17 protein-coding genes are annotated in these 18,276 nt (G+C 54.7%); 6 read left to right on the top strand and 11 right to left on the bottom strand.

Annotated features, from left to right (window positions below; translation table 11 throughout):
* The 4 genes from GOV85_RS07230 to GOV85_RS07215 all read left to right on the top strand — a co-directional run bounded on the left by GOV85_RS07230 (window position 1) and on the right by GOV85_RS07215 (window position 4,654).
* On the top strand, window positions 1-1,362 hold the full coding sequence (locus GOV85_RS07230; protein WP_171176493.1) for an aminotransferase class III-fold pyridoxal phosphate-dependent enzyme: 1,362 nt from the start codon (window positions 1-3) through the stop codon (window positions 1,360-1,362).
* A 24-nt stretch (window positions 1,363-1,386) separates the two neighbouring features.
* Window positions 1,387-2,601, top strand: coding sequence for an NAD(P)/FAD-dependent oxidoreductase (locus GOV85_RS07225; protein ID WP_171176491.1), 1,215 nt, complete (start codon window positions 1,387-1,389; stop codon window positions 2,599-2,601).
* Window positions 2,602-2,619: 18 nt separating this feature from the next.
* Entirely contained in the window at window positions 2,620-3,654 is a 1,035-nt protein-coding gene (locus GOV85_RS07220; protein WP_171176489.1) for a GlxA family transcriptional regulator, read from the top strand.
* A 166-nt stretch (window positions 3,655-3,820) separates the two neighbouring features.
* Complete coding sequence (locus GOV85_RS07215; protein ID WP_171176487.1) at window positions 3,821-4,654, top strand: MaoC family dehydratase N-terminal domain-containing protein; 834 nt, start codon at window positions 3,821-3,823, stop codon at window positions 4,652-4,654.
* Between the two features lie 373 nt (window positions 4,655-5,027).
* Here GOV85_RS07215 and GOV85_RS07210 read toward each other — a convergent pair whose 3' ends face one another.
* The 7 genes from GOV85_RS07210 to GOV85_RS07180 form a co-directional block, all read right to left on the bottom strand.
* The gene (locus GOV85_RS07210; protein WP_171176485.1) at window positions 5,028-5,930 is read right to left on the bottom strand and encodes a LysR family transcriptional regulator; all 903 of its coding nucleotides are present in this window, start codon (window positions 5,928-5,930) and stop codon (window positions 5,028-5,030) included.
* A 251-nt stretch (window positions 5,931-6,181) separates the two neighbouring features.
* Entirely contained in the window at window positions 6,182-6,979 is a 798-nt protein-coding gene (locus GOV85_RS07205) for a pyrroline-5-carboxylate reductase (protein ID WP_171176483.1), read from the bottom strand.
* A gap of 150 nt (window positions 6,980-7,129) precedes the next feature.
* Window positions 7,130-8,146 carry a proline racemase family protein gene (locus GOV85_RS07200; RefSeq protein ID WP_171176481.1) on the bottom strand — a complete coding sequence of 339 codons (1,017 nt, stop codon included), beginning with the start codon at window positions 8,144-8,146 and terminating at the stop codon, window positions 7,130-7,132.
* Between the two features lie 477 nt (window positions 8,147-8,623).
* A complete protein-coding gene (locus GOV85_RS07195; protein WP_171176479.1) occupies window positions 8,624-9,097 on the bottom strand; it encodes a hypothetical protein in 474 nt (157 codons plus the stop codon).
* Window positions 9,098-9,291: 194 nt separating this feature from the next.
* On the bottom strand, window positions 9,292-10,074 hold the full coding sequence (locus tag GOV85_RS07190; protein ID WP_171176477.1) for an ATP-binding cassette domain-containing protein: 783 nt from the start codon (window positions 10,072-10,074) through the stop codon (window positions 9,292-9,294).
* Window positions 10,074-11,144, bottom strand: coding sequence for an ABC transporter permease (locus tag GOV85_RS07185; RefSeq protein WP_171176475.1), 1,071 nt, complete (start codon window positions 11,142-11,144; stop codon window positions 10,074-10,076). Before GOV85_RS07185 ends, GOV85_RS07190 begins: the two co-directional genes overlap by 1 nt.
* 117 nt (window positions 11,145-11,261) lie before the next feature.
* A complete protein-coding gene (locus GOV85_RS07180; protein ID WP_245223183.1) occupies window positions 11,262-12,236 on the bottom strand; it encodes a sugar ABC transporter substrate-binding protein in 975 nt (324 codons plus the stop codon).
* Between the two features lie 231 nt (window positions 12,237-12,467).
* On the opposite strand from GOV85_RS07180, the gene GOV85_RS07175 reads away from it, so the two are divergent.
* Both GOV85_RS07175 and GOV85_RS07170 read left to right on the top strand, forming a co-directional pair.
* Window positions 12,468-13,667: an ROK family transcriptional regulator gene (locus GOV85_RS07175; RefSeq protein WP_171177281.1), complete on the top strand. Its 1,200-nt coding sequence runs from the start codon at window positions 12,468-12,470 to the stop codon at window positions 13,665-13,667.
* Between the two features lie 96 nt (window positions 13,668-13,763).
* Entirely contained in the window at window positions 13,764-14,048 is a 285-nt protein-coding gene (locus tag GOV85_RS07170; protein ID WP_171176471.1) for a hypothetical protein, read from the top strand.
* On the opposite strand, the gene GOV85_RS07165 is transcribed toward GOV85_RS07170, so the two are convergent.
* The 4 genes from GOV85_RS07165 to GOV85_RS07150 form a co-directional block, all read right to left on the bottom strand.
* Window positions 14,049-14,828 carry an IclR family transcriptional regulator gene (locus tag GOV85_RS07165; RefSeq protein ID WP_171176469.1) on the bottom strand — a complete coding sequence of 260 codons (780 nt, stop codon included), beginning with the start codon at window positions 14,826-14,828 and terminating at the stop codon, window positions 14,049-14,051.
* Window positions 14,829-14,839: 11 nt separating this feature from the next.
* Window positions 14,840-16,198, bottom strand: coding sequence for a TRAP transporter large permease (locus tag GOV85_RS07160; protein WP_171176467.1), 1,359 nt, complete (start codon window positions 16,196-16,198; stop codon window positions 14,840-14,842).
* Entirely contained in the window at window positions 16,198-16,863 is a 666-nt protein-coding gene (locus tag GOV85_RS07155) for a TRAP transporter small permease (RefSeq protein WP_171176465.1), read from the bottom strand. The genes GOV85_RS07160 and GOV85_RS07155 overlap by 1 nt, the downstream gene beginning before the upstream one ends.
* Window positions 16,864-16,929: 66 nt before the next feature.
* Window positions 16,930-18,168 (bottom strand): TRAP transporter substrate-binding protein, encoded by a 1,239-nt coding sequence (locus GOV85_RS07150; RefSeq protein ID WP_171176463.1) that lies wholly within the window; start codon window positions 18,166-18,168, stop codon window positions 16,930-16,932.
* Between the last annotated feature and the right edge of the window lie 108 nt (window positions 18,169-18,276).

The following is an 18,276-nucleotide window of genomic DNA, read 5'->3' as shown; positions in this document are numbered from 1 at the left end:
ATGGAAGATTTCAGCAACGCCTTCCCCTCACATGATCCTGAATGGGTCAAGGACATGCATGCAGATCACTATCTGCAAAGCTGGTCGAAGCAAGGCAGCCGCCCACGTGTCATCACCGGCGCGCAAGGCAGCTGGTTCTGGGACAGCAACGGCAAACGCTATCTGGACTTTCAAAGTCAATTGGTGAACGCCAATATGGGTCACCAGCACCCCAAGATCGTACAGGCGATCAAGGATCAGGCGGACAAGCTGTGTTATATCGGCCCGGCGATGGGTTCGGATGTGCGCTCGGAAATGGCGGCGATCATGAACGAGATCACGCCTGAAAACATAACCTCGACCTTTTTCACTACCGGAGGTTCGGCGGCGAACGAGACTGCGATCCGTCTGGCGCGGCACTATACAGGCCGGACCAAGATCATCGCGCGCTATCGCTCGTATCATGGGGCAACCGGGGGCACACTGTCCCTGACAGGCGACCCACGCCACCACCTGACCCGCGCCGATATGCCGGGCGTGGTGAGGATGCTGGACCCTTACGTGTATCGCCTGCCGACAGGCCACACCGATCCGGCGAAATGCCCGGTGGCCCAGGGCGGTCCGCATCTGGAAGAGATCCTGATGTACGAAAATCCCAACACGGTGGCGGCCGTCATTCTGGAACCGATCGTGGGCACCAACGGCATCATCGTTCCCCCGGATGGTTATCTGCAATCGATCAAGGAAACATGTGAAAAATACGGCATCCTGCTGATCGCAGATGAGGTCATGGCCGGGTTCGGTCGTACCGGAAAATGGTTCGCCGTCGATCACTGGGGTGTACAGCCGGACATCATCACCAGCGCCAAGGGCATCAACTCGGGCTATGTACCACTTGGTACCATGTCGGTCTCAACCAAACTGCATGACTGGCTGCGCGACTACCCGATGCCAGGAGGTCTGACCTACGCTGGGCATCCGCTGGCCTGCGCCTCAGGCATCGCTGCAATCCGCGCCATGCAGGACGAAGGCGCTCTGGAAAACGCAACCCTCATGGGTGAAAAGATGCGGGCCGAGCTGGCCAAAATGGCAGAAAAGCACCCCAGCATCGGGGATATTCGCGGTAAGGGCATGTTCAACGGCATCGAACTGGTCAAGAACCGCGACACGCGCGAACCATTGGTGCCGTTTGCAGCGAAGGGCCCGGATGCCAAGCCAATGTCGGATATGATGAGCTTTGCGATGAACGAAGGGCTGTACCTGTCCTTCTATTCCAATGTCGTCCGCCTGACCCCACCGCTGAACATCAGCGAAGAGGATCTGATGACGGGTCTGGAGATCCTGGATCGAGCCCTCGATATCGCGGACCGCGAATGTGTTTGAGCGTGACTTTGCGAGGTCAATGAAATGACCAACTATGGTGTCATCATTGTCGGGGCGGGGCAAGCGGGTTGCTCCGCCGCAGTCAAACTGCGCAATCTTGGCTATGACAAGCCAATCGCCCTGATCGGAGAGGAGGCGCACCCACCCTATCAGCGCCCGCCCCTATCCAAAGCGTATCTGTTGGGCAAGCTGCCTCGGGACCGCTTGTTCTTGAGGCCCGAGAGTTTCTTTGATGAGCATCAGGTTGACTTGCACCTGAATCAGCGGGTGACGGACATTTCTGTGGACGATCAGACACTTGTCTGTGACGATCAAACACTGGCCTTTGAACACCTAGTCCTCGCGACAGGCTCAACCCCCAATCGTTTGCCCGAGAGCATAGGTGGAAGCCTGACTGGCACCTATACGATCCGAGGGATTGCCGATATCGATGCAATCGCACCGGAATTCAAGCAAGGTCGAAAGGTTGCCATCATAGGCGGAGGCTACATTGGCCTCGAAGTCGCTGCCGTTGCGGCAAAGCTGGATCTGGATGTGACTCTGATCGAAGCTGCACCGCGCATTTTGCAGCGTGTCGCGTCACCGGAAACCGCCAAGTATTTCCGCGAGCTGCACGATGCCAACAACGTCCGAATTCTTGAAGGTACCAAGATCGCACGCGTCACGGGAGAGGGCCGCGCAGACGGTGTCGAACTCGCCAACGGGGACGTTGTCCCTGCCGATTTTGTTGTTTTAGGGATTGGCATTACCCCGAACACGGCACTTGCCGAGACAGCCGGAGTTACCGTCGAAAACGGCATCAAAACCGATGCGTTGGGCCGCACCTCGCATCCTTGTATCTGGGCTGCGGGGGATTGTGCGACGTTTCCCCATGGGAACGCCCAGATCCGATTGGAGAGCGTTGGCAATGCCATTGATCAGGCCGAAACGGTAGCCGAAAACATCATGGGTGCCACCAAACCCTATAAGGCGAAGCCCTGGTTCTGGTCGGATCAGTATCACGTCAAGCTTCAAATCGCCGGATTGAATGCCGGCTATGATCAGGTCGTCTCACGCGAAGGTGACGATGGGTCGTACTCGGTATGGAACTATTGTGAAGGGAAACTCATTGCGACCGACGCAATGAACGACCCGCGCGCCTACATGGTTGCAAAACGGCTGATCGAATCCGGCAAGTCCCCGCATCCCGAGATGGTTGCAGACAGGGGTACTGATCTCAAATCCATTCTAAAGGTCTGAGGAAAGGCAAGGCAGCGTATGTATATTGAGTCCAAACCCATCACCCGTTGCCGGGGGGGTGAAAACCCAAGCGCTGTCGGGCATTCAGAAATCATTGCCCAAAAGCGCCACTTTTACTTTCTGCTGCTTCCAGGCACCAACATGTTGGATTTCGCGGCGGCAATCGAACCTCTGCGGGCGGCCAATTTAGTGACAGGTGAAACAGAATACACCTGGTCGGTCATGACCGAAACAGGCAGCAACGTAATGTGCTCGAACGGGATCGAAATCCCGACAGAGACCGGCCTTTCTATGACGCGGCATGCAGACTACGTGATCGTGTGCTCGGGGTACTCCGGCTATCTCGACGCTCTCCCTGAAACTCTGCAATGGTTGCGCAGACATTCCAGATTTGGCGGTCGGGTCGCGGCGATCGGAACCGGTGCATTTACCTTGGCGCGCGCCGGGTTGGCAACCGAAGCGCAACTGACGCTCCACTGGTCTCTGGCGCCGGTTTTTGAAGAGATGTTTCCAAAACTTGACTGCTTGTTGGTGCGTGTTGTGGCTGATGACAGTTTGGCGTCAAGCGCCGGGGGCACTGCCAGCCTGGACTTGACGCTTTCCATCATTGAATCGGACTTCGACAGTGGCACTGCCCAGAAAGTGGCGGACCATTGCCTCCATAACTTTGACAATCACAGCAACCGATCGCAACGCCAGACAATGTCAAAAATGGCTGGATCCCGAAACCCCGCTTTTCTGAGCATTCTCAAGAAAATGGAAGACTCACTTCAGGATCCGATCCCGGTTGATGAATTGATTCGAGAAGAAAAAATCTCGAGGCGGCAGATCGAACGGTTGTTCAACAAACACTTGAAGACCAGCCCGTCACGACACTATCGCAATCTGCGTCTGGACCGTGCGCGCGTGTTGCTGCATGGAACGGATTTGTCCATCATTGATGTTGCCGTCGCAACTGGGTTTGCCAGTATCGTCAATTTCTCAAAAGCCTACAAAGCGCGCTTTGGTGAGCGCCCAACCGCCGACCGGTCGATAGCACTGGCGTACAGCTGACCTGAGATGACAGCTCAAGGAAGCGAAACCAACGCGAAACCCGATATGCTGATCCGTTGGCTGGACGTTAAAGAGGGCAAGCGTTGTCATCCGCCCCCTCAATCGATCAGTATGGCGCGGCGTTGCACCCTGCATTCGCGTGACCAACGAAGAAGGATCCGTATTGATGCCGCACGACGTCGACTATTGGATCGGACGCTCAGAAACGCGTACGGACACTTTGCGCACCGAACCTGCCCGGTTTATGCAGGCCACAATTGGCCGCGAACCGACATTGCAATGCGGCGACGCACTTCCACCTTTGTGGCATTGGCTTTACTTTCTCGAAGCAAAACCGCTGGGCGAACTGGGTCGTGATGGTCACCCAAAGAAAGGTGGTTTTCTGCCTCCGGTCGCTCTACCTCGCCGAATGTGGGCTGGCGGACGGTTCAAGTTCAAGGCAGCTGTCCCACTGGGCTCCCAGGCTAAGAAACGCTCTACGATAAAAAAGATAACCGAAAAGATCGGTCGCAGCGGGCAACTGTGTTTTGTGACGGTTCTACACGAGCTTTTTTTGAACGACGGAACGCTGGCCATAACTGAAGAACACGACATCGTTTATCGGGAAGACCCGCATCCCAATGCTCAAAAATCCTTGCCTATTCCTGCTCCGATCAATGCCGAAGTCTCTGAAATAATATCGCCGTCGCAAGTTATGCTTTTTCGCTATTCGGCCCTGACCTTCAACGGGCACCGGGTCCATTATGACGTAGACTATGCGCGCTCAGTCGAGGGGTATGACGGGTTGGTCTTTCATGGGCCGCTTACGGCAACGCTACTGGTTGATCTTGCGCAACGTACCATGGGAGCGACACCAAGAATCTTTGAATTCCGTGGAACTGCTCCTCTGGCGGGGATGACTCCGTTCCATATCGAAGGAACGCGTGAAGACAACACGATGCAGCTATGGGCTCGCCGCTTCGACGGGGCCAAAGCCATGCAGGCAAAAGCTACTTTCTAAGTTCCAGGACACTTGGCCAACAAACAATGTGGGCTGCGATAGCGCCTGCAGACTGGAACACCTTCGGGCAACTGTCATACTTTGGCTGTCGCAGATGGCGTGCAGTTTCCTGTTCCTTGATCATTTGGGTGATCTTTTTCTGGGTGCATCTGGTCTTTATTTGCCCATCCCTCAGTTGAGCGGACTAAACACTAATTTGGAGGAGATTCTGGGGCTCAGGCCAGGTGACTTGAACACACAACTTTGACGACAAAATATTGCCTGATGGCTCGATACGATTTGTAGCATGACCGAGTCTGAATTCTGAGCCTCAATGATCCGAACATAAGTTTACCCATGGTGGCGTACCGCCACAGTCACCAACTAGGCTTACTCAATCTGCTAACTGTGATCCCTTCAAAAGCAAAAGACACTTTTGCGCCATTGGGTTCCTTTGCCCAAATCGCGTTAACCGAGCATATACCTTGGTGGATGTTGAATGCCAGTCAACTGGCATCTCAACCAGATCACCACGCGCTAGGTAAGGGTCAATGAAACTGAGCCAACCCAAACCCAAACCCTGACCGGATGCCGCCGCTTCTAACATATAGACATAGCTATCGAATTCTCCACAGATCGGCCAATCCGCATACTCGGGGTGCGCATCCCACCAGTCAATCCAATCCAACCAACCATAGTTCTCTTTCTGCAATCTCAGTAGCGGCGGTGCTTCGCATTCTCCCGACAGGGCGCTGACAGCGCGCCTAACCATTTCGGGCGTCCCAACCGGTTTGACCTTCTCTTCACATACCACAACATGTTCTGTGTCAGGCGCTGTTGCAGAGTATTCAAAAACAATATCACCGCCCGAATCGACTGCAGCTTGAACCAAATTATATTCAGCAGTCATGACACGCAGTTCGGCCTCATTTCCCAAAGCGTTCCGAAGGTATCCAAATCGCGGCATCAGCAACAAGTGCGAAACTGAATGAGAACATACCAGGGTGACCCTGTTATCGACTTGCTTCAAATCCTGAACCGCATTTTGCAATGCATCGAAACCTTGAACCACGCCGGCGTAAAACTGACTGCCTTTGGATGTAAGCGCTATCGGGTTTTTGTCGCGATCAAAGAACTCAACACCATATCGGATCTCCAAGTTTCGAATGTGGCGACTGATAGCGGGCTGTGACGTGTTCAGCTCTTCGGCGGCACGTGCGAACCCCTGCAGTCGCGCCACCGCCTCAAAGGCAACCAGCGAGCTTAGAGAAGGGATGTTGTATCTGCGATTAGCCATATCAATTCAGTTATGGCCGTGAGCACTTCAAAGCAATGCAAAACACAAGCGCCCGCAATCAATCCGGTCAACCGAGTTCGAAACCGGATTCAGTTGGGCAGACAATGAAAGGCTGTATAAAGCCTCTGTAATGCACAAACCCTAAGTTTCAGATTGTCCGGGTTTGCTTCACTTGTCCTTCGCATGAATTTGGCGCGGGGCTTGCTTGCTGGCACCCGTCAAAACACTGACCGTTCCGACTGGAATGCGCCTCACTCCTCACCCCGCTCAGACCTTTCGCGGGCGTTGCATAAACGCTGCATTACGCTGTCCAGCCCTGTCTTTACGGCCTCTGTACCTCCTGCTTCAACAAAGACCTGAAACAATTGTGCGTTCAGCCCAGCCGGGGTCGAATGCTCGATCCGCTGCGCGTCATAGGATTTTTCACAATCCTTCATCGCGGTCTGCGCCAGCGCTGCAAAAACGCCATTCAGGTAGCGTTGCGAATCCACCTGCTTAATTCCGTTTGATTGCATCCAGGCCGAAGCGATATCCAAAATACCAAAGTACGTTCCCATCAGCGCACTTGCGGCGGCAAAGGCATCGAATTCTTCCACTGTCTGGGCACTGACCACAGTTCCCAAGGGGTTAAAAAGCGCCTCGCCTATCGGGTCATGTGGAAACAGGACAGTCACTCCGCGGTGCTGTGCGACTGCGGGCAATGGGATTGCTCGGAACAGTCGTACAGGTGCGCCAATCCAGTCTTGCAAAGCATCATGCGTCAACGTGGCGATCAGGCTGCAGACGTGCTGACCCTCGGAAAACGTGAGCGGGCGCAACACCGCTTGGGCATCCTGCGGGCGGACAGCCAAAAACACCAGATCCGAATTATCAACAACCGATTGCGCGGAATCGCAGATCTGCACAAGATCGCTAGTTGCAGCCAGCCGCGCGGACGCTCGGCGATTGCGTTTGGTCACATGAACCTCAGCAATCTCCAGGTCGGTCGCCAAAAGGCCGCTTACCACCGCCTCGGTGATCACGCCCGTTCCGATAAATCCTAGTCGCATATGCGTTGCCCTATTTCTTTTAGATCGCCACGAGGGGGCTGGATCTTTCAAATAATGTGAACAGATTGACCCCAAGCCACCTGTTCAAGCCACAAACTCTCAAAATCTCGCCGGATATCACCTTCAAACCCACCAGAAGAAGGGCGGCAGCTAGCCTCCCCAAGTGTCCGATAGTGTGAACCCATTCTGAAACGGGTCGGTAGGATCAAGACCAATTTGGCTCAGGCCATAAATCCAACATTGACCGGAAACGCGGTTTTGCGTTGCAGGGTAGCTTCCAATGACTGCATCGGAGATAAATTCCGTGGTGAATTCCCCGCCAATTATGGAGCGCGAAACCAGTTTGTCGCCCGGTTCCACAAATCCGCCGGCATGTCGGGCAGCCATGTTTGCATTTGACCCGGTGCCACAAGGAGACCGATCCACACGCCCGGGACGCATCGTCGTGCAGGTTCGAATGGCCCCGTCATCGTCTTCGCCACGGAACATGACATAAGCCAGCCCATCCAGAGCTGGCGTCGTTGGGTGTTTCACCTCGATGCTGGACGCGATCCGTTCCCTCAAAGATACGCCGTTCATGGCTAATGCGCGTGCATTCTCAGGTGATATGGTAAGCCCCATTTGTTCCACATCTACCAACGCATAAAACACGCCGCCAAAGCAGATATCATACGTGATCTGCCCCCGATCGGGTGTGTCGATGACAGCAGCTTTGGTCAAAACGAAGGAAGGCGGCATGTCCAGCGCCACGTTGATGACCTTGCCATTCTCGCATCGGGCGATGGCACGCACTAACCCGGCTGCGGTATCCAGCACGACCTCGGTCTCAGGGTCAACCATCTGTTTCATGCCGGTTTCCAGAATGGCCGTCACGGCGCACATTGCATTGGAACCTGACATCGCGTGTGCCTGATCGGGCTGCAAGACGATAAAGCCTGTATCGGCCTCCGGTTTAGTGGCTGGAAGCAACAGAACCACAGAGCCCGCAGGGCCTGAACGCGGCTCAGAACACAACAGTCGGCGCAAGTCGTCATCCACCTTGTTGATATAGTCAAGCTTGTCAGCCATCGTCGCGCCGGGGATGTCCAGCATGCCTCCTGTTACCACACGGCCAATCTCACCGGCGCAGTGCACGTCGACCAATTGCAATGTTCGTGTCCAACGCATCGGGTCCTCCTTTCAAGCTACGGCCTGAGCGCCCGGAATCTCGAAAACGGATCCGCACAAATACCCTGCCCCTTCGGACCACACAGATCAGAAAACTGCGCAGCAGTACACATGCGCCTGTGCCCACCAGTTCGTGGGTGGTTGCCGATCCAACGAACTCTATTGTCGCCGACAAACGCAAGGCTCGAGCGCGTCTGAATGCCATGCCTCGACCTTTCAGATAACGGCGCGATGGTTTGGAACGACCATATGTCGTGACCTGCTCTGTCTCGAGGCAATTATTTAACCGCCACTCTTCCAACAATCCGTCAACACCAGACTGCTTGTATCTGCCTCAGGGTGCCTGGGTGAAGGTTGGTCGCGAGGCTCCTTAAGAAAAGAAGCGGTCACGCAGTACTGGTTGCCAGTTCCATTTCAAGCACAAGGCTTCGTTCAGCGAAACACCCGGCAGACTAACTTGGTGCCTGGAAAACCGGGTCAAAAAGCGTAGCGTGTGCCGGTTTCCGTATAATTCTGGTTTAAGTTTAGGTCTGCTTTCCTGCTGTTGCGAATAACAAGCTGGGCATTGGGCAGATCGTTAGATTTAGCACGTCGAAGCGCGGATTTTGGGTCAAATCCATGCTTTATCCATCGCTGTTGCAGCCTGCTTTCGAGTTCTTCCAAAGTTGGGCTTATGAAAACCGTTGCAGCATACGCATCCGCCACTGTCCTCCACGGGTCGCTGTCCATCAGAAGGTAGTTTCCTTCTACAACAACAACTGGCGTTTCAGGGTGAACAGCAATCGCGTTTGCGATGGCAATATCCATATGGCGGTCGAATTTTGGGTAAAAGAGCTCATGCCGTGCAGACTGAAGCCGTCTGATTGCATCGCAAAACCCAATACCGTCGAAGGTTTCTGGCGCGCCTTTTCTCGGCAGCAGACCGCGCGGTTCGAGTACACCGTTGTCCAAATGGTAGCCGTCCATCGGGATCAGAGTCGCAAACGGAACCACCGAGTTTTGCTGAGTGTTCAGCGATTTTACAACGGTTTCTGCCAAGGTCGATTTACCGGACGCAGGAGGGCCGGCAATTGCAACAATCGTCCGGACCTCAACCTGCCTCCGGGAGGAAATCAAATCGCAAACGCGCTCTACGTCCTGCTTGATCACGCGGCGTCCTCTTTCGGGGGCTCTTTGGCGCCGGTCATGAAGGCGACGGCGTCGGACATCGTATAGTCCTTGGGATCGATCGTGCAGAGCCGTTTGCCTAGTCGGTGCACATGGATGCGATCTGCAACTTCAAAGACATGCGGCATGTTGTGGCTGATTAGGATGATCGGAATGCCACGCGCGCGTACATCCTGAATAAGTTCAAGCACCTTGCGGCTTTCCTTGACCCCCAAAGCAGCCGTCGGTTCGTCCATGATAATGAACTTGGTCGCGAAGGCGGCTGCGCGGGCAACGGCAACACCCTGGCGCTGTCCACCCGAAAGCGTCTCAACCGCTTGGTTGATGGATTGAACGGTCATCAGCCCAAGCTCGGTCAGTTTCTCACGAGCGAACTTTTCCATTGCAGGTCGGTCAAGCTGACGCAGGTATTTGCCCATGAAGCCCTGTTTGCGGATCTCGCGACCCATGAACATGTTGTCCGCAATGGATAACGCCGGGGACATCGCAAGCTGCTGATAGACGATCTCAATCCCCATGTTGCGAGCGTCGATCGGTGAGGTGAAGTTGACTCTCTTCCCTTCGATCAAGATCTCACCCTCATCCGGGATCGTAGCGCCGCAAATCGCCTTGACGATAGACGACTTGCCCGCACCGTTGTCTCCGATGACCGCAAGGATTTCACCTTGGCGCAGCTCAAAGTCGGAATGGTCGATGGCGGTGACGTGGCCATAGCGCTTCACGATCCCGCGCCCTTGGACGACTGGAGTTGTGTCTGACATCAGCCCGATACCTTTCTGATCCACTGGTCGACTGCGACTGCTGCGATGATGAGAAGCCCGATAAGCAAGAAGGTCCACTGCGCATCTGCGCCAAGCAACCTCAGCCCGAGGGTGAAGACACCCACGATCAGCGCCCCGAACAGGGACCCCAGAATGGAGCCACGGCCGCCGAACAAAGAAATACCTCCGATCACGACAGCGGTGATGCTTTCAATGTTGGCCAATTGGCCGGAGGTTGGTGAGACCGATCCGATGCGCCCGATCAAAGCCCAGCCCGCAAAAGCGCAGATCAGACCGGACAGCATGTAGACGGACATTAGGGTTCTGTGGACGTTGACACCGGACAGCTCGGCGGCCTCGGGGTCATCCCCTACGGCATATACGTGTCGGCCCCACGCTGTGTGTTTGAGCGCATAAGCCAGCACAAAGATAAGCGTGAGCATGAATATGACGCCAACGGTAAAAGTCGCCCCGCCAATGCTGAACTTTGTTCCGAAGAACTGAAGGAAGGGGGCGTTGGCTTCGATATCCTGACTGCGAATGGTTTCGTTCGCAGAGTACAAAAAGTTGGTCGCAAGAACGATCTGCCACATCCCGAGTGTGACAATGAAGGGGGGCAGCTTGACGCGACTGACAAGCCAACCGTTCAAAGCTCCGATCATCGTGCCAACGGCCAGACCGCACATGACGGCAATTGGTACCGGAATACCGTAGCGGAAGGTGAATTGCCCCATAATGACAGAAGAAAACACCATGATCGCCCCGACGCTTAGGTCAATGCCGGCGGTCAGAATGACCAAACTTTGCGCTGCGGCGACGATACCTACAATCTGAACCTGTTGCAGGATCAGGGTCATTGCGAAGGGCGAGAAGAATTTTGAACCCAATAGCAAGCCAAAGATCAATATTGCTCCGACCAATACGATCAAAGGCACAAAAGATGGGTTGACGTGGAGAAGGTGCTGTAACTTCCCCAACATGCCGCGCCGGTGGCTCTCAAATTCAGCCACGGTCTCTTTCGGACTGGCAGCAGTCTCAAACTCCTGGGCGCCTCGTTTTGCTTCAGACATCTCTCCCCCTTCCCTAGCGCGCATCGCAGCCACGAGATCAGTTTAAAGGAAGTTTCGGTTTTTCGGTGAACAGAAAGGATGAGGCGCTGCGACGCGCCTCATCCAATTGGTGCTTGCTTAGCCCCAGCAGAGATCCAGGCCTTCGGCGACCGAAATAGACTCGACGCCGTCAACTGGTTGGTCGGTAATCAGTGCAACGCCGGTATCGTAGAAGTCTTTCCCGGGCGTATTTTCGGGCTTCACACCTTCGTCCGCCCATTTCTTGATGGCTTCGACACCCAGCGAGGCCATTAACAGCGGGTACTGCTGACTGGTGGCACCAATGACACCTGCCTCTACGTTTTGGACACCGGGGCAGCCGCCATCAACCGAGACGATCAGCACGTCGTTCTCACGTCCGATAGACTTCAGAGCTTCGTAAGCACCTGCCGCTGCTGGTTCATTGATCGTGTGAACGACATTGATTGTTGGATCTTTTGCCAGAAGGTTTTCCATTGCACGTCGGCCACCTTCCTCGTTGCCGTCGGTTACATCGCTGCCAACCAGGCGCGCATCGGTTTCGTCACCGATCACGTTGGGGTCGGCCAAGTCTACACCGAAGCCATCCAGGAAACCTTGGTTGCGAAGAACATCCACTGTTGGCTGGCTGACGTTCAGATCAAGTGTCGCAATTTTGGCGTCGGCAGCTGCATCACCCATTTTGGCCTTTGCCCATTGTCCGATCAGTAAACCAGCTTTGTAGTTGTCCGTGGCAAATGTAGCATCCGCCGAGTCAATTGGGCTCAGCGGTGTGTCCAGCGCAATCACCAGAAGTCCAGCGTCGCGCGCCTGCTGAACAGCCGGTACAATCGAGCTTGTGTCAGACGCCGTGAGCAGAATTCCCTTTGCGCCATCAAGAATGCAGGTTTCGATCGCCTGAACCTGAGTTTCGTGGTCGCCGTCGACCTTACCTGCAAAAGCCTTAAGCGTCATGCCAAGCTCTTCGGCTTTGGCTGTGGCACCTTCCTTCATCTTTACAAAAAATGGATTGGTATCCGTCTTGGTAATCAGGCAAACGGTTTCACCAGCCGCTTGGGCGGATGCTGCGGCCATCGTAAGCGCAGTCGCTGATGCGGCAATCTTGAATAGATTTCTCATGTTGTCCTCCCAGAAAATTGTTGTTGCCTCGCACGGCATGCCAGCAAGACCCGACCTCATCCTCCAATGAAGGTCTCAATCAGAGAACAGTGATTCTGGCCTCTCTGTCAATAAATAAATAAAGTTTATTTATTAATTTGCGCGGATGTCTTTTCATAAGAAAATAAGGCGTTTATGTTCAAACTTATGGAGAAAGAGGCTCTTAAATCACTGACCGGCGGGGTAAGTCAAAGCGGGGTTCGCGATCACAACGAACGTCTGATTTTGACGGTTTTACAGCGACATGGGCCCACCGCTGGCGCGGACGTTGCGCGGTTAACAGGCCTGTCTCCGCAAACTGTATCAATAATTTTGCGCAAACTTGAAAAGGACGGGATTCTCAAACGTGGAACCCCGTTGCGCGGCAAAGTGGGGAAGCCCTCAATCCCCATGGAATTGAACCCGGAAGGCATCTTGTCGGTGGGGATGAAGATTGGACGGCGTAGTGCCGATCTGCTGTTGATCGACTTTTTGGGCACGCCGCGCCGCCAACTCTCCACCACGTATGACTATCCGCTACCAGAGGTCATTTTCGGCTTTCTGGAGTCTGGGCTGGAGACGCTCCTCTCACACGAACCTCGGACTCTTCGGGACCGAGTGTGCGGTATCGGAATCGGTACTCCGTTCGAACTTTGGAAGTGGCATGACCTGTCAGGGCTTGCAGCCAAGAAATTCAGGTCGTGGAAAAACGTGAATTTCTTTTCCGAAGTTGCCAAATTCAGCGATCTTCCGGTCTTTGTCGTTAACGACGCTACTGCCGCGTGTCACGCAGAGCATCTCTATGGTCGCGGGGCCGAGTATCGCGACTATTTCTATTTCTTCATCGGCTCGATGATCGGCGGTGGCGTCGCGTTGAACGGCACGGTGTTCGAGGGCAACCAAGGCAATGCAGGTGCCTTAGGCGCGATGCGCACAACAGGCCCATTGGGTGAAAGCCAGCAACTGATCGACACTGCATCACTGTTTCTGCTCGAGGACAGGCTGATCGAAGCAGGTGTCGACCCTGGGGTTCTTTGGAGAAAGCCGCAGGATTGGAGCAGCATTTCCCGATATGTGGATCCATGGATCGGCACCACTGCGCAGGAATTGGCAAAAGCGGCATTGTCCATCTGCGCTGTCATCGACTTCGAAGCAATATTCATCGATGGCGCATTCCCACCCGAAGTGCGGGATGAACTGGTCGCCCGGGTTCGCCGGTATCTGGTCAATCAGGATAAACGGGGGTTGATCCCTCCGGTCGTCGAAGCTGCGGCGGTCGGAGAGAACGCGCGCGGAATTGGCGCGGCAAGCAGCCCGATTTTCCGCCAATTTCTTTTGAACACCAATGCTGGGCTTTCAAGGATGTAGCGAGCTCATCTCGCGATCATGCTTCGTGGCCCTTCAAGATACCCGGAAGCTGTCAAAGGCGATTTGGAGTTCCTTATTGCTACCGACAATTAACGCTTGTCCGACGGCAGGTTCTTATCTGGTACGCCGGGAGACACGCTCGCATTCAAGGCCCTGGACACCAGCCGCGACGAGATCGTGCGCTATATCGTCGAGCAAGGCATAACCAACCCCAAAGCACTCGCAAACTGGTCCTTTGCGCCGCTCGGCAACACGACAGTGTTGTTTGAAATCGGACCAAAGGCACAAGATTATCAAAACGATGTCACAGGGGGCACGATCGAGGATGCCGGAGACGGCACGGAAGGAAATTTGCATCCTAACTGTCATCTTAGGTACTGATCATTCCGCTAACATCGCCGAAAGCTCTTTCGCCCCTTTTTGCAGCGTGCCCAGAAACGACATCAGGCTTTTGACATCGTGACGTTGTGTCGGGGCATGAACCGAAAGCGTTCCAGCCAACCTGCCCTGCCCATCTTGAATCGGCACAGCAAGAGCTGTCATTCCGGCCATGAACTCCTCGTCATCTGTGGAAAAATTGTTTTCGGATATACGCCGGATTTCCGCTTGCAAAGCTTTGGGATCCGTCAACGAGTGTTCGGTCTGCGGCCGTAAGTTTCCTGCTGAAAGAAACCCATCCAGCGTTTTCTGCCGCAGTGTGGACAGATACATCTTGCCGCTTGCGGTGCAATGGAAGGGTACTTGCGTACCGACAGGCAACTGAATGCGCAAAGGCCACTTCGTTTCGACCCGGTCAAGATATATCATTCCCTCGCGGTCCGGGATAGCCAGATTGCAGGTCTCGCCCACTTCTTCCGCGACACTGCGCAAGATTGCCAAACGTGCTGTTCGCAGATGCTCTGACGACATCGTATTGACCGAAAGCAACCGTAACCGGCGACCTGGCCCATAAGAGCGACCGTCCAGATCGCGTTGCAGGAAACCTTCGGCTTCTGCTGTTTGCAACAAACGATGAATGGTTGGCTTGGCCAGCCCAAGTGTTTCGATCAAGTCCGATGGTTTGACGGCCACACCGCGCCGCGCCACCTCCTCAAGTATGAGAAGAAGGCGCAAGTTGGTCGGGATCTGAGTTTCTTTCTCTTGTGTTTCCGTTTCAGCCATCCCGTAACAGTCTAGCTATTTGGAAGTAGGATCAAGGCCAGATCGGGCACAAGCGACACCAAAATCCAAACCGACAGCAACGCCACCAGATACGGCACCGTGTATCGCAACAACCGGAAATAGGGTACGCCTGTCACGCCCGAAGCTACATAGAGATTTAGACCGTAAGGTGGTGTGATGAACCCGATAGATGCCCCAACCAGGAAGATCACCGAAAAATGAACCGGATCGATTCCAACCGAAGCTGCAATCGGGGCAAGGATCGGGGCAAGGATGATTGTGACTGGCAAACTCTCCAGCACCATGCCCGAAAAGAAGACGATGACCATCGAAGTGAACAGAACCGCATAATAGCCACCCATTGAAGTCACGAAATCGCCAATGGTTTGCTGCGCCCCTAGCAAGGACAGGATCTGTTGCATCACCACAGAAACAGCGATCAGCGGCGCAAGAATGCCGGTGATCTGCGCCGAACGGATCACGATCGACGGGATCTCGGGGATTGTGAAACCTTCAACCACGAACATTTCGGCAAAGCTTTTCTCGGTTGGTGGAATGTCATTCCGTGCGCCCATGATCCGATTGATCGGATAGCTGACCAGACCGGCAATGACGCAGAAGCCAACAGTTACACCTGCGGCCTCGGTCGGGGAAAACTTGCCTGTGTAAATGCCCCATAGCACCAAACCAATGGCGAAGAAACCAAGCCAAGCGCCAAACGCCGTTTTCAGGACACGGTTCAGCTGCAACGGGATCAGGTAGCCCCACCCGTTCATGCGGCAGATAATCCAGCAAGCAAATTGCATCCCGATAACCATCAGTGCGCCGGGTAGAATCCCTGCCACAAAAAGTTCGGAAATTGGCAGATTCATCAAAAACCCATAGACGATGAAGATGATTGATGGGGGAATGATGATCCCCACCGTGCCACCCGCTGCCGCAGTGGCCGCACTGAAACGTTCATCATAGCCGCCCTTGACCATCTCTGGATGCAGCATCGAGCCGATTGTCGCCGTCGTCGCCGAGTTCGACCCCGAGATCGCCGCAAACAACCCGCATGCCCCAAGCGAAGCCATTGCCAACCCGCCGCGTATCCAGCCCAGACAGGCGTAGGCAAAGTCACTGAGCCTTCGGGCAATGCCGGATTTGTTGATGAGGTCACCGGTCAGAATGAACAGGGGCATCGCCAAAAGAGCAAAGCCCTTGTTGAAGACATTGAGAAGCTCGGCACCCATGTTGTCCAGGGTGAGACCCAGCACAAAGGAGCAACCGATCACCCAATATCCAATGACCAGAAAAACGGGCACGCCCAGCATGAACAGAAAGGTCACGCCCAGCGAGATTAATGTCACCAAAGTTCCGTCAGCCATCAGTCTGCCCCAATCACGGCCTGCTTGATAAGCGGCTCACCCGTTTTCCAATTGTGAAGATCATCTGCCAGGTTCTGAAAGACCCGCCCAACCATCAGAAAGAAAGACAGCGGCGCAGCCATAAGGAACCACCACTGCATGATGTTGTCCGTGCCCAGAACGATCTGGAAATTTGACGCCGACAACGCCACCAGACGCGTGGTGGTCACGATCACGATTACCGCAAAGCCAAACCACAAAATCGCATCAAGGATCAGACAGGTCAGCTGTCCGCCACGGGGCATAGCGGTTCGAAATTCGCTAAAGCTCAGATGAGTGCGCAGACGGACATTATAGGACGCGCCAAACCACGCCATGACCATGAACAAGAGCGGCGGGATGGTCGTCGACCACGGCTCCTGATCGTTAAAGACGAACCGATCAATAACACCCCAGAAGATGATCAGCGCGATAGCGAGATAGGAATACACCATCACCGACCGCTCCAGATGGCGTTCGACAAAGGGCACTGCCCGATAAATCAGCATGATCGCGACCCCGCCCAGGGCCGCGACGACCGCGCCCAATACCCAGGTCGCGTTCGATTCCAGCGCAGATTGAATCTCGAAGGAATCCTGGCTGAGAAAGGCGCTGAATATCGCGCCTGTTTCTGCCCAAAACGACATGTACCCCGTCCTCCCAGTCGGTTTTGCATCGAACCGGCCCGCTATGGGCCGGTTCGCAGAAGCTTATCAGGCCTGGCCCATCCACCAACGGCGTGGCTCGACATTCTCCGGCAGCATGTCTGCTGGAATCTCACGCGCGATGTCGTAGATTTCCTGATAGGTGTCGATGCCACCGGCCCATTTGTTCAGACGCTCACGCCACTGCGCCCAAGGTTCAGGGTTATAGTTGGGGGCACACATCTCTTCGGCCAGTTTGATCTGATCGTCGGGCAGGAAGGCCGGACGCACACCGTTCTCAGCAAAGATCGTGTTGGGCAATTGCGGCTCTGAGAACCCAACTGTGTTCAGCAGCGCGGCCTCGTTCGCACCCTGAATCAAAGCCTGAGTGAAGTAAGAGGACTCCATCACTGCATCCTGCAACTCGCCGCCCAAACCGTCAAAGACCTTGGCCGACATCGATGTATGCTCGGTTCCGCAGAAGAACTTCAGGTTGACCGACTGAGATACGACCGGCGCCATATTGGCGTAGGCTACAGCCGAGGCCCAAGTTTCGGCGCCGTCGATCAGACCGGTTTTCAAAGCGTCCAGCGTTTCTTCCCATGCCACCGGCACCGGATTCAGATTCAAGAGCTGCATGGCGATGCGGCCAAGCTGCGTGCCCGTCACGCGGTTCTTTGTGCCAAACAGCTCTTCCAGCTTGGTCACGGTCGGCTTGTCCGCAAAGGTCGAACCCATTTGCAGACCGCGTAGTTCGCAATGGGTGAACAGGAACTTTAACCCGTGCCGTTTTTCCAGGGGATCCCGCAGGATGCGCTGGCTCGCGGGGCTGTAGAAAAAGTGATACTGCGCCGCGCGGCTCGGGAACATGTAAGCATAATCCAACACGTTCAGGTAAGGTGCGCCACCGGCCGAGTTCTGGGTCGAGGCCGCGTAAATGTCGACGATCCCCTGCTGGGTCTTCTCGACACAGCTCAGCTGTCCGCAGATCTGATTGTCGCCGATGAACTCAATCCGGATCTCTCCGTCAGTGCGTTCCTCAAGATCACGCGCGAACTCGATCGCACCGGCGCGTTCGATCAGCAGGTTGCGAGTGTTGAATCCAGAAGCACCAAACTTCAGCGTGTGTTTCGGCTCTTTAGAAAAGCGCTTTTCATAGGTTGATTCGGCGGCCTGAGCCAGATTCGCCAAACTCATCGCTCCACCGAACCCGCCTGCTGCCAACAGTGTCGAGCTCATGCCGTAACGGCCCGCCACACGGAAGAAATCCCGCCGCGAAATACCACTCAGTTTCTTACCGATCTCCATTGCTTACCTCCCTGATTGCAATTATTGAGACGTTTTGTATCAAAAAAGGCTAGTATAATTCCTCTATCTTGCATAGAGTTTTTTTCAGCGGCATTGGGAGGAGGCGAT

Source organism: Ruegeria sp. HKCCA4633, from assembly GCF_013034605.1.
Taxonomy (GTDB): domain Bacteria; phylum Pseudomonadota; class Alphaproteobacteria; order Rhodobacterales; family Rhodobacteraceae; genus Ruegeria.
This window is presented reverse-complemented; position numbering and strand designations above follow the sequence as displayed.

Bases quoted from the DNA above. Each gene is read 5' to 3' on its own strand.
- GOV85_RS07185 (WP_171176475.1), bottom strand. From the start codon at position 11,144: ATGTCTGAAGCAAAACGAGGCGCCCAGGAGTTTGAGACTGCTGCCAGT.
- GOV85_RS07230 (WP_171176493.1), top strand. From the start codon at position 1: ATGGAAGATTTCAGCAACGCCTTCCCCTCACATGATCCTGAATGGGTC.
- GOV85_RS07160 (WP_171176467.1), bottom strand. From the start codon at position 16,198: ATGGCTGACGGAACTTTGGTGACATTAATCTCGCTGGGCGTGACCTTT.
- GOV85_RS07205 (WP_171176483.1), bottom strand. From the start codon at position 6,979: ATGCGACTAGGATTTATCGGAACGGGCGTGATCACCGAGGCGGTGGTA.
- GOV85_RS07150 (WP_171176463.1), bottom strand. From the start codon at position 18,168: ATGGAGATCGGTAAGAAACTGAGTGGTATTTCGCGGCGGGATTTCTTC.
- GOV85_RS07200 (WP_171176481.1), bottom strand. From the start codon at position 8,146: ATGCGTTGGACACGAACATTGCAATTGGTCGACGTGCACTGCGCCGGT.
- GOV85_RS07215 (WP_171176487.1), top strand. From the start codon at position 3,821: ATGCCGCACGACGTCGACTATTGGATCGGACGCTCAGAAACGCGTACG.
- GOV85_RS07155 (WP_171176465.1), bottom strand. From the start codon at position 16,863: ATGTCGTTTTGGGCAGAAACAGGCGCGATATTCAGCGCCTTTCTCAGC.
- GOV85_RS07180 (WP_245223183.1), bottom strand. From the start codon at position 12,236: ATGGCCGCAGCATCCGCCCAAGCGGCTGGTGAAACCGTTTGCCTGATT.
- GOV85_RS07220 (WP_171176489.1), top strand. From the start codon at position 2,620: ATGTATATTGAGTCCAAACCCATCACCCGTTGCCGGGGGGGTGAAAAC.
- GOV85_RS07210 (WP_171176485.1), bottom strand. From the start codon at position 5,930: ATGGCTAATCGCAGATACAACATCCCTTCTCTAAGCTCGCTGGTTGCC.
- GOV85_RS07190 (WP_171176477.1), bottom strand. From the start codon at position 10,074: ATGTCAGACACAACTCCAGTCGTCCAAGGGCGCGGGATCGTGAAGCGC.
- GOV85_RS07225 (WP_171176491.1), top strand. From the start codon at position 1,387: ATGACCAACTATGGTGTCATCATTGTCGGGGCGGGGCAAGCGGGTTGC.
- GOV85_RS07175 (WP_171177281.1), top strand. From the start codon at position 12,468: ATGGAGAAAGAGGCTCTTAAATCACTGACCGGCGGGGTAAGTCAAAGC.
- GOV85_RS07165 (WP_171176469.1), bottom strand. From the start codon at position 14,828: ATGGCTGAAACGGAAACACAAGAGAAAGAAACTCAGATCCCGACCAAC.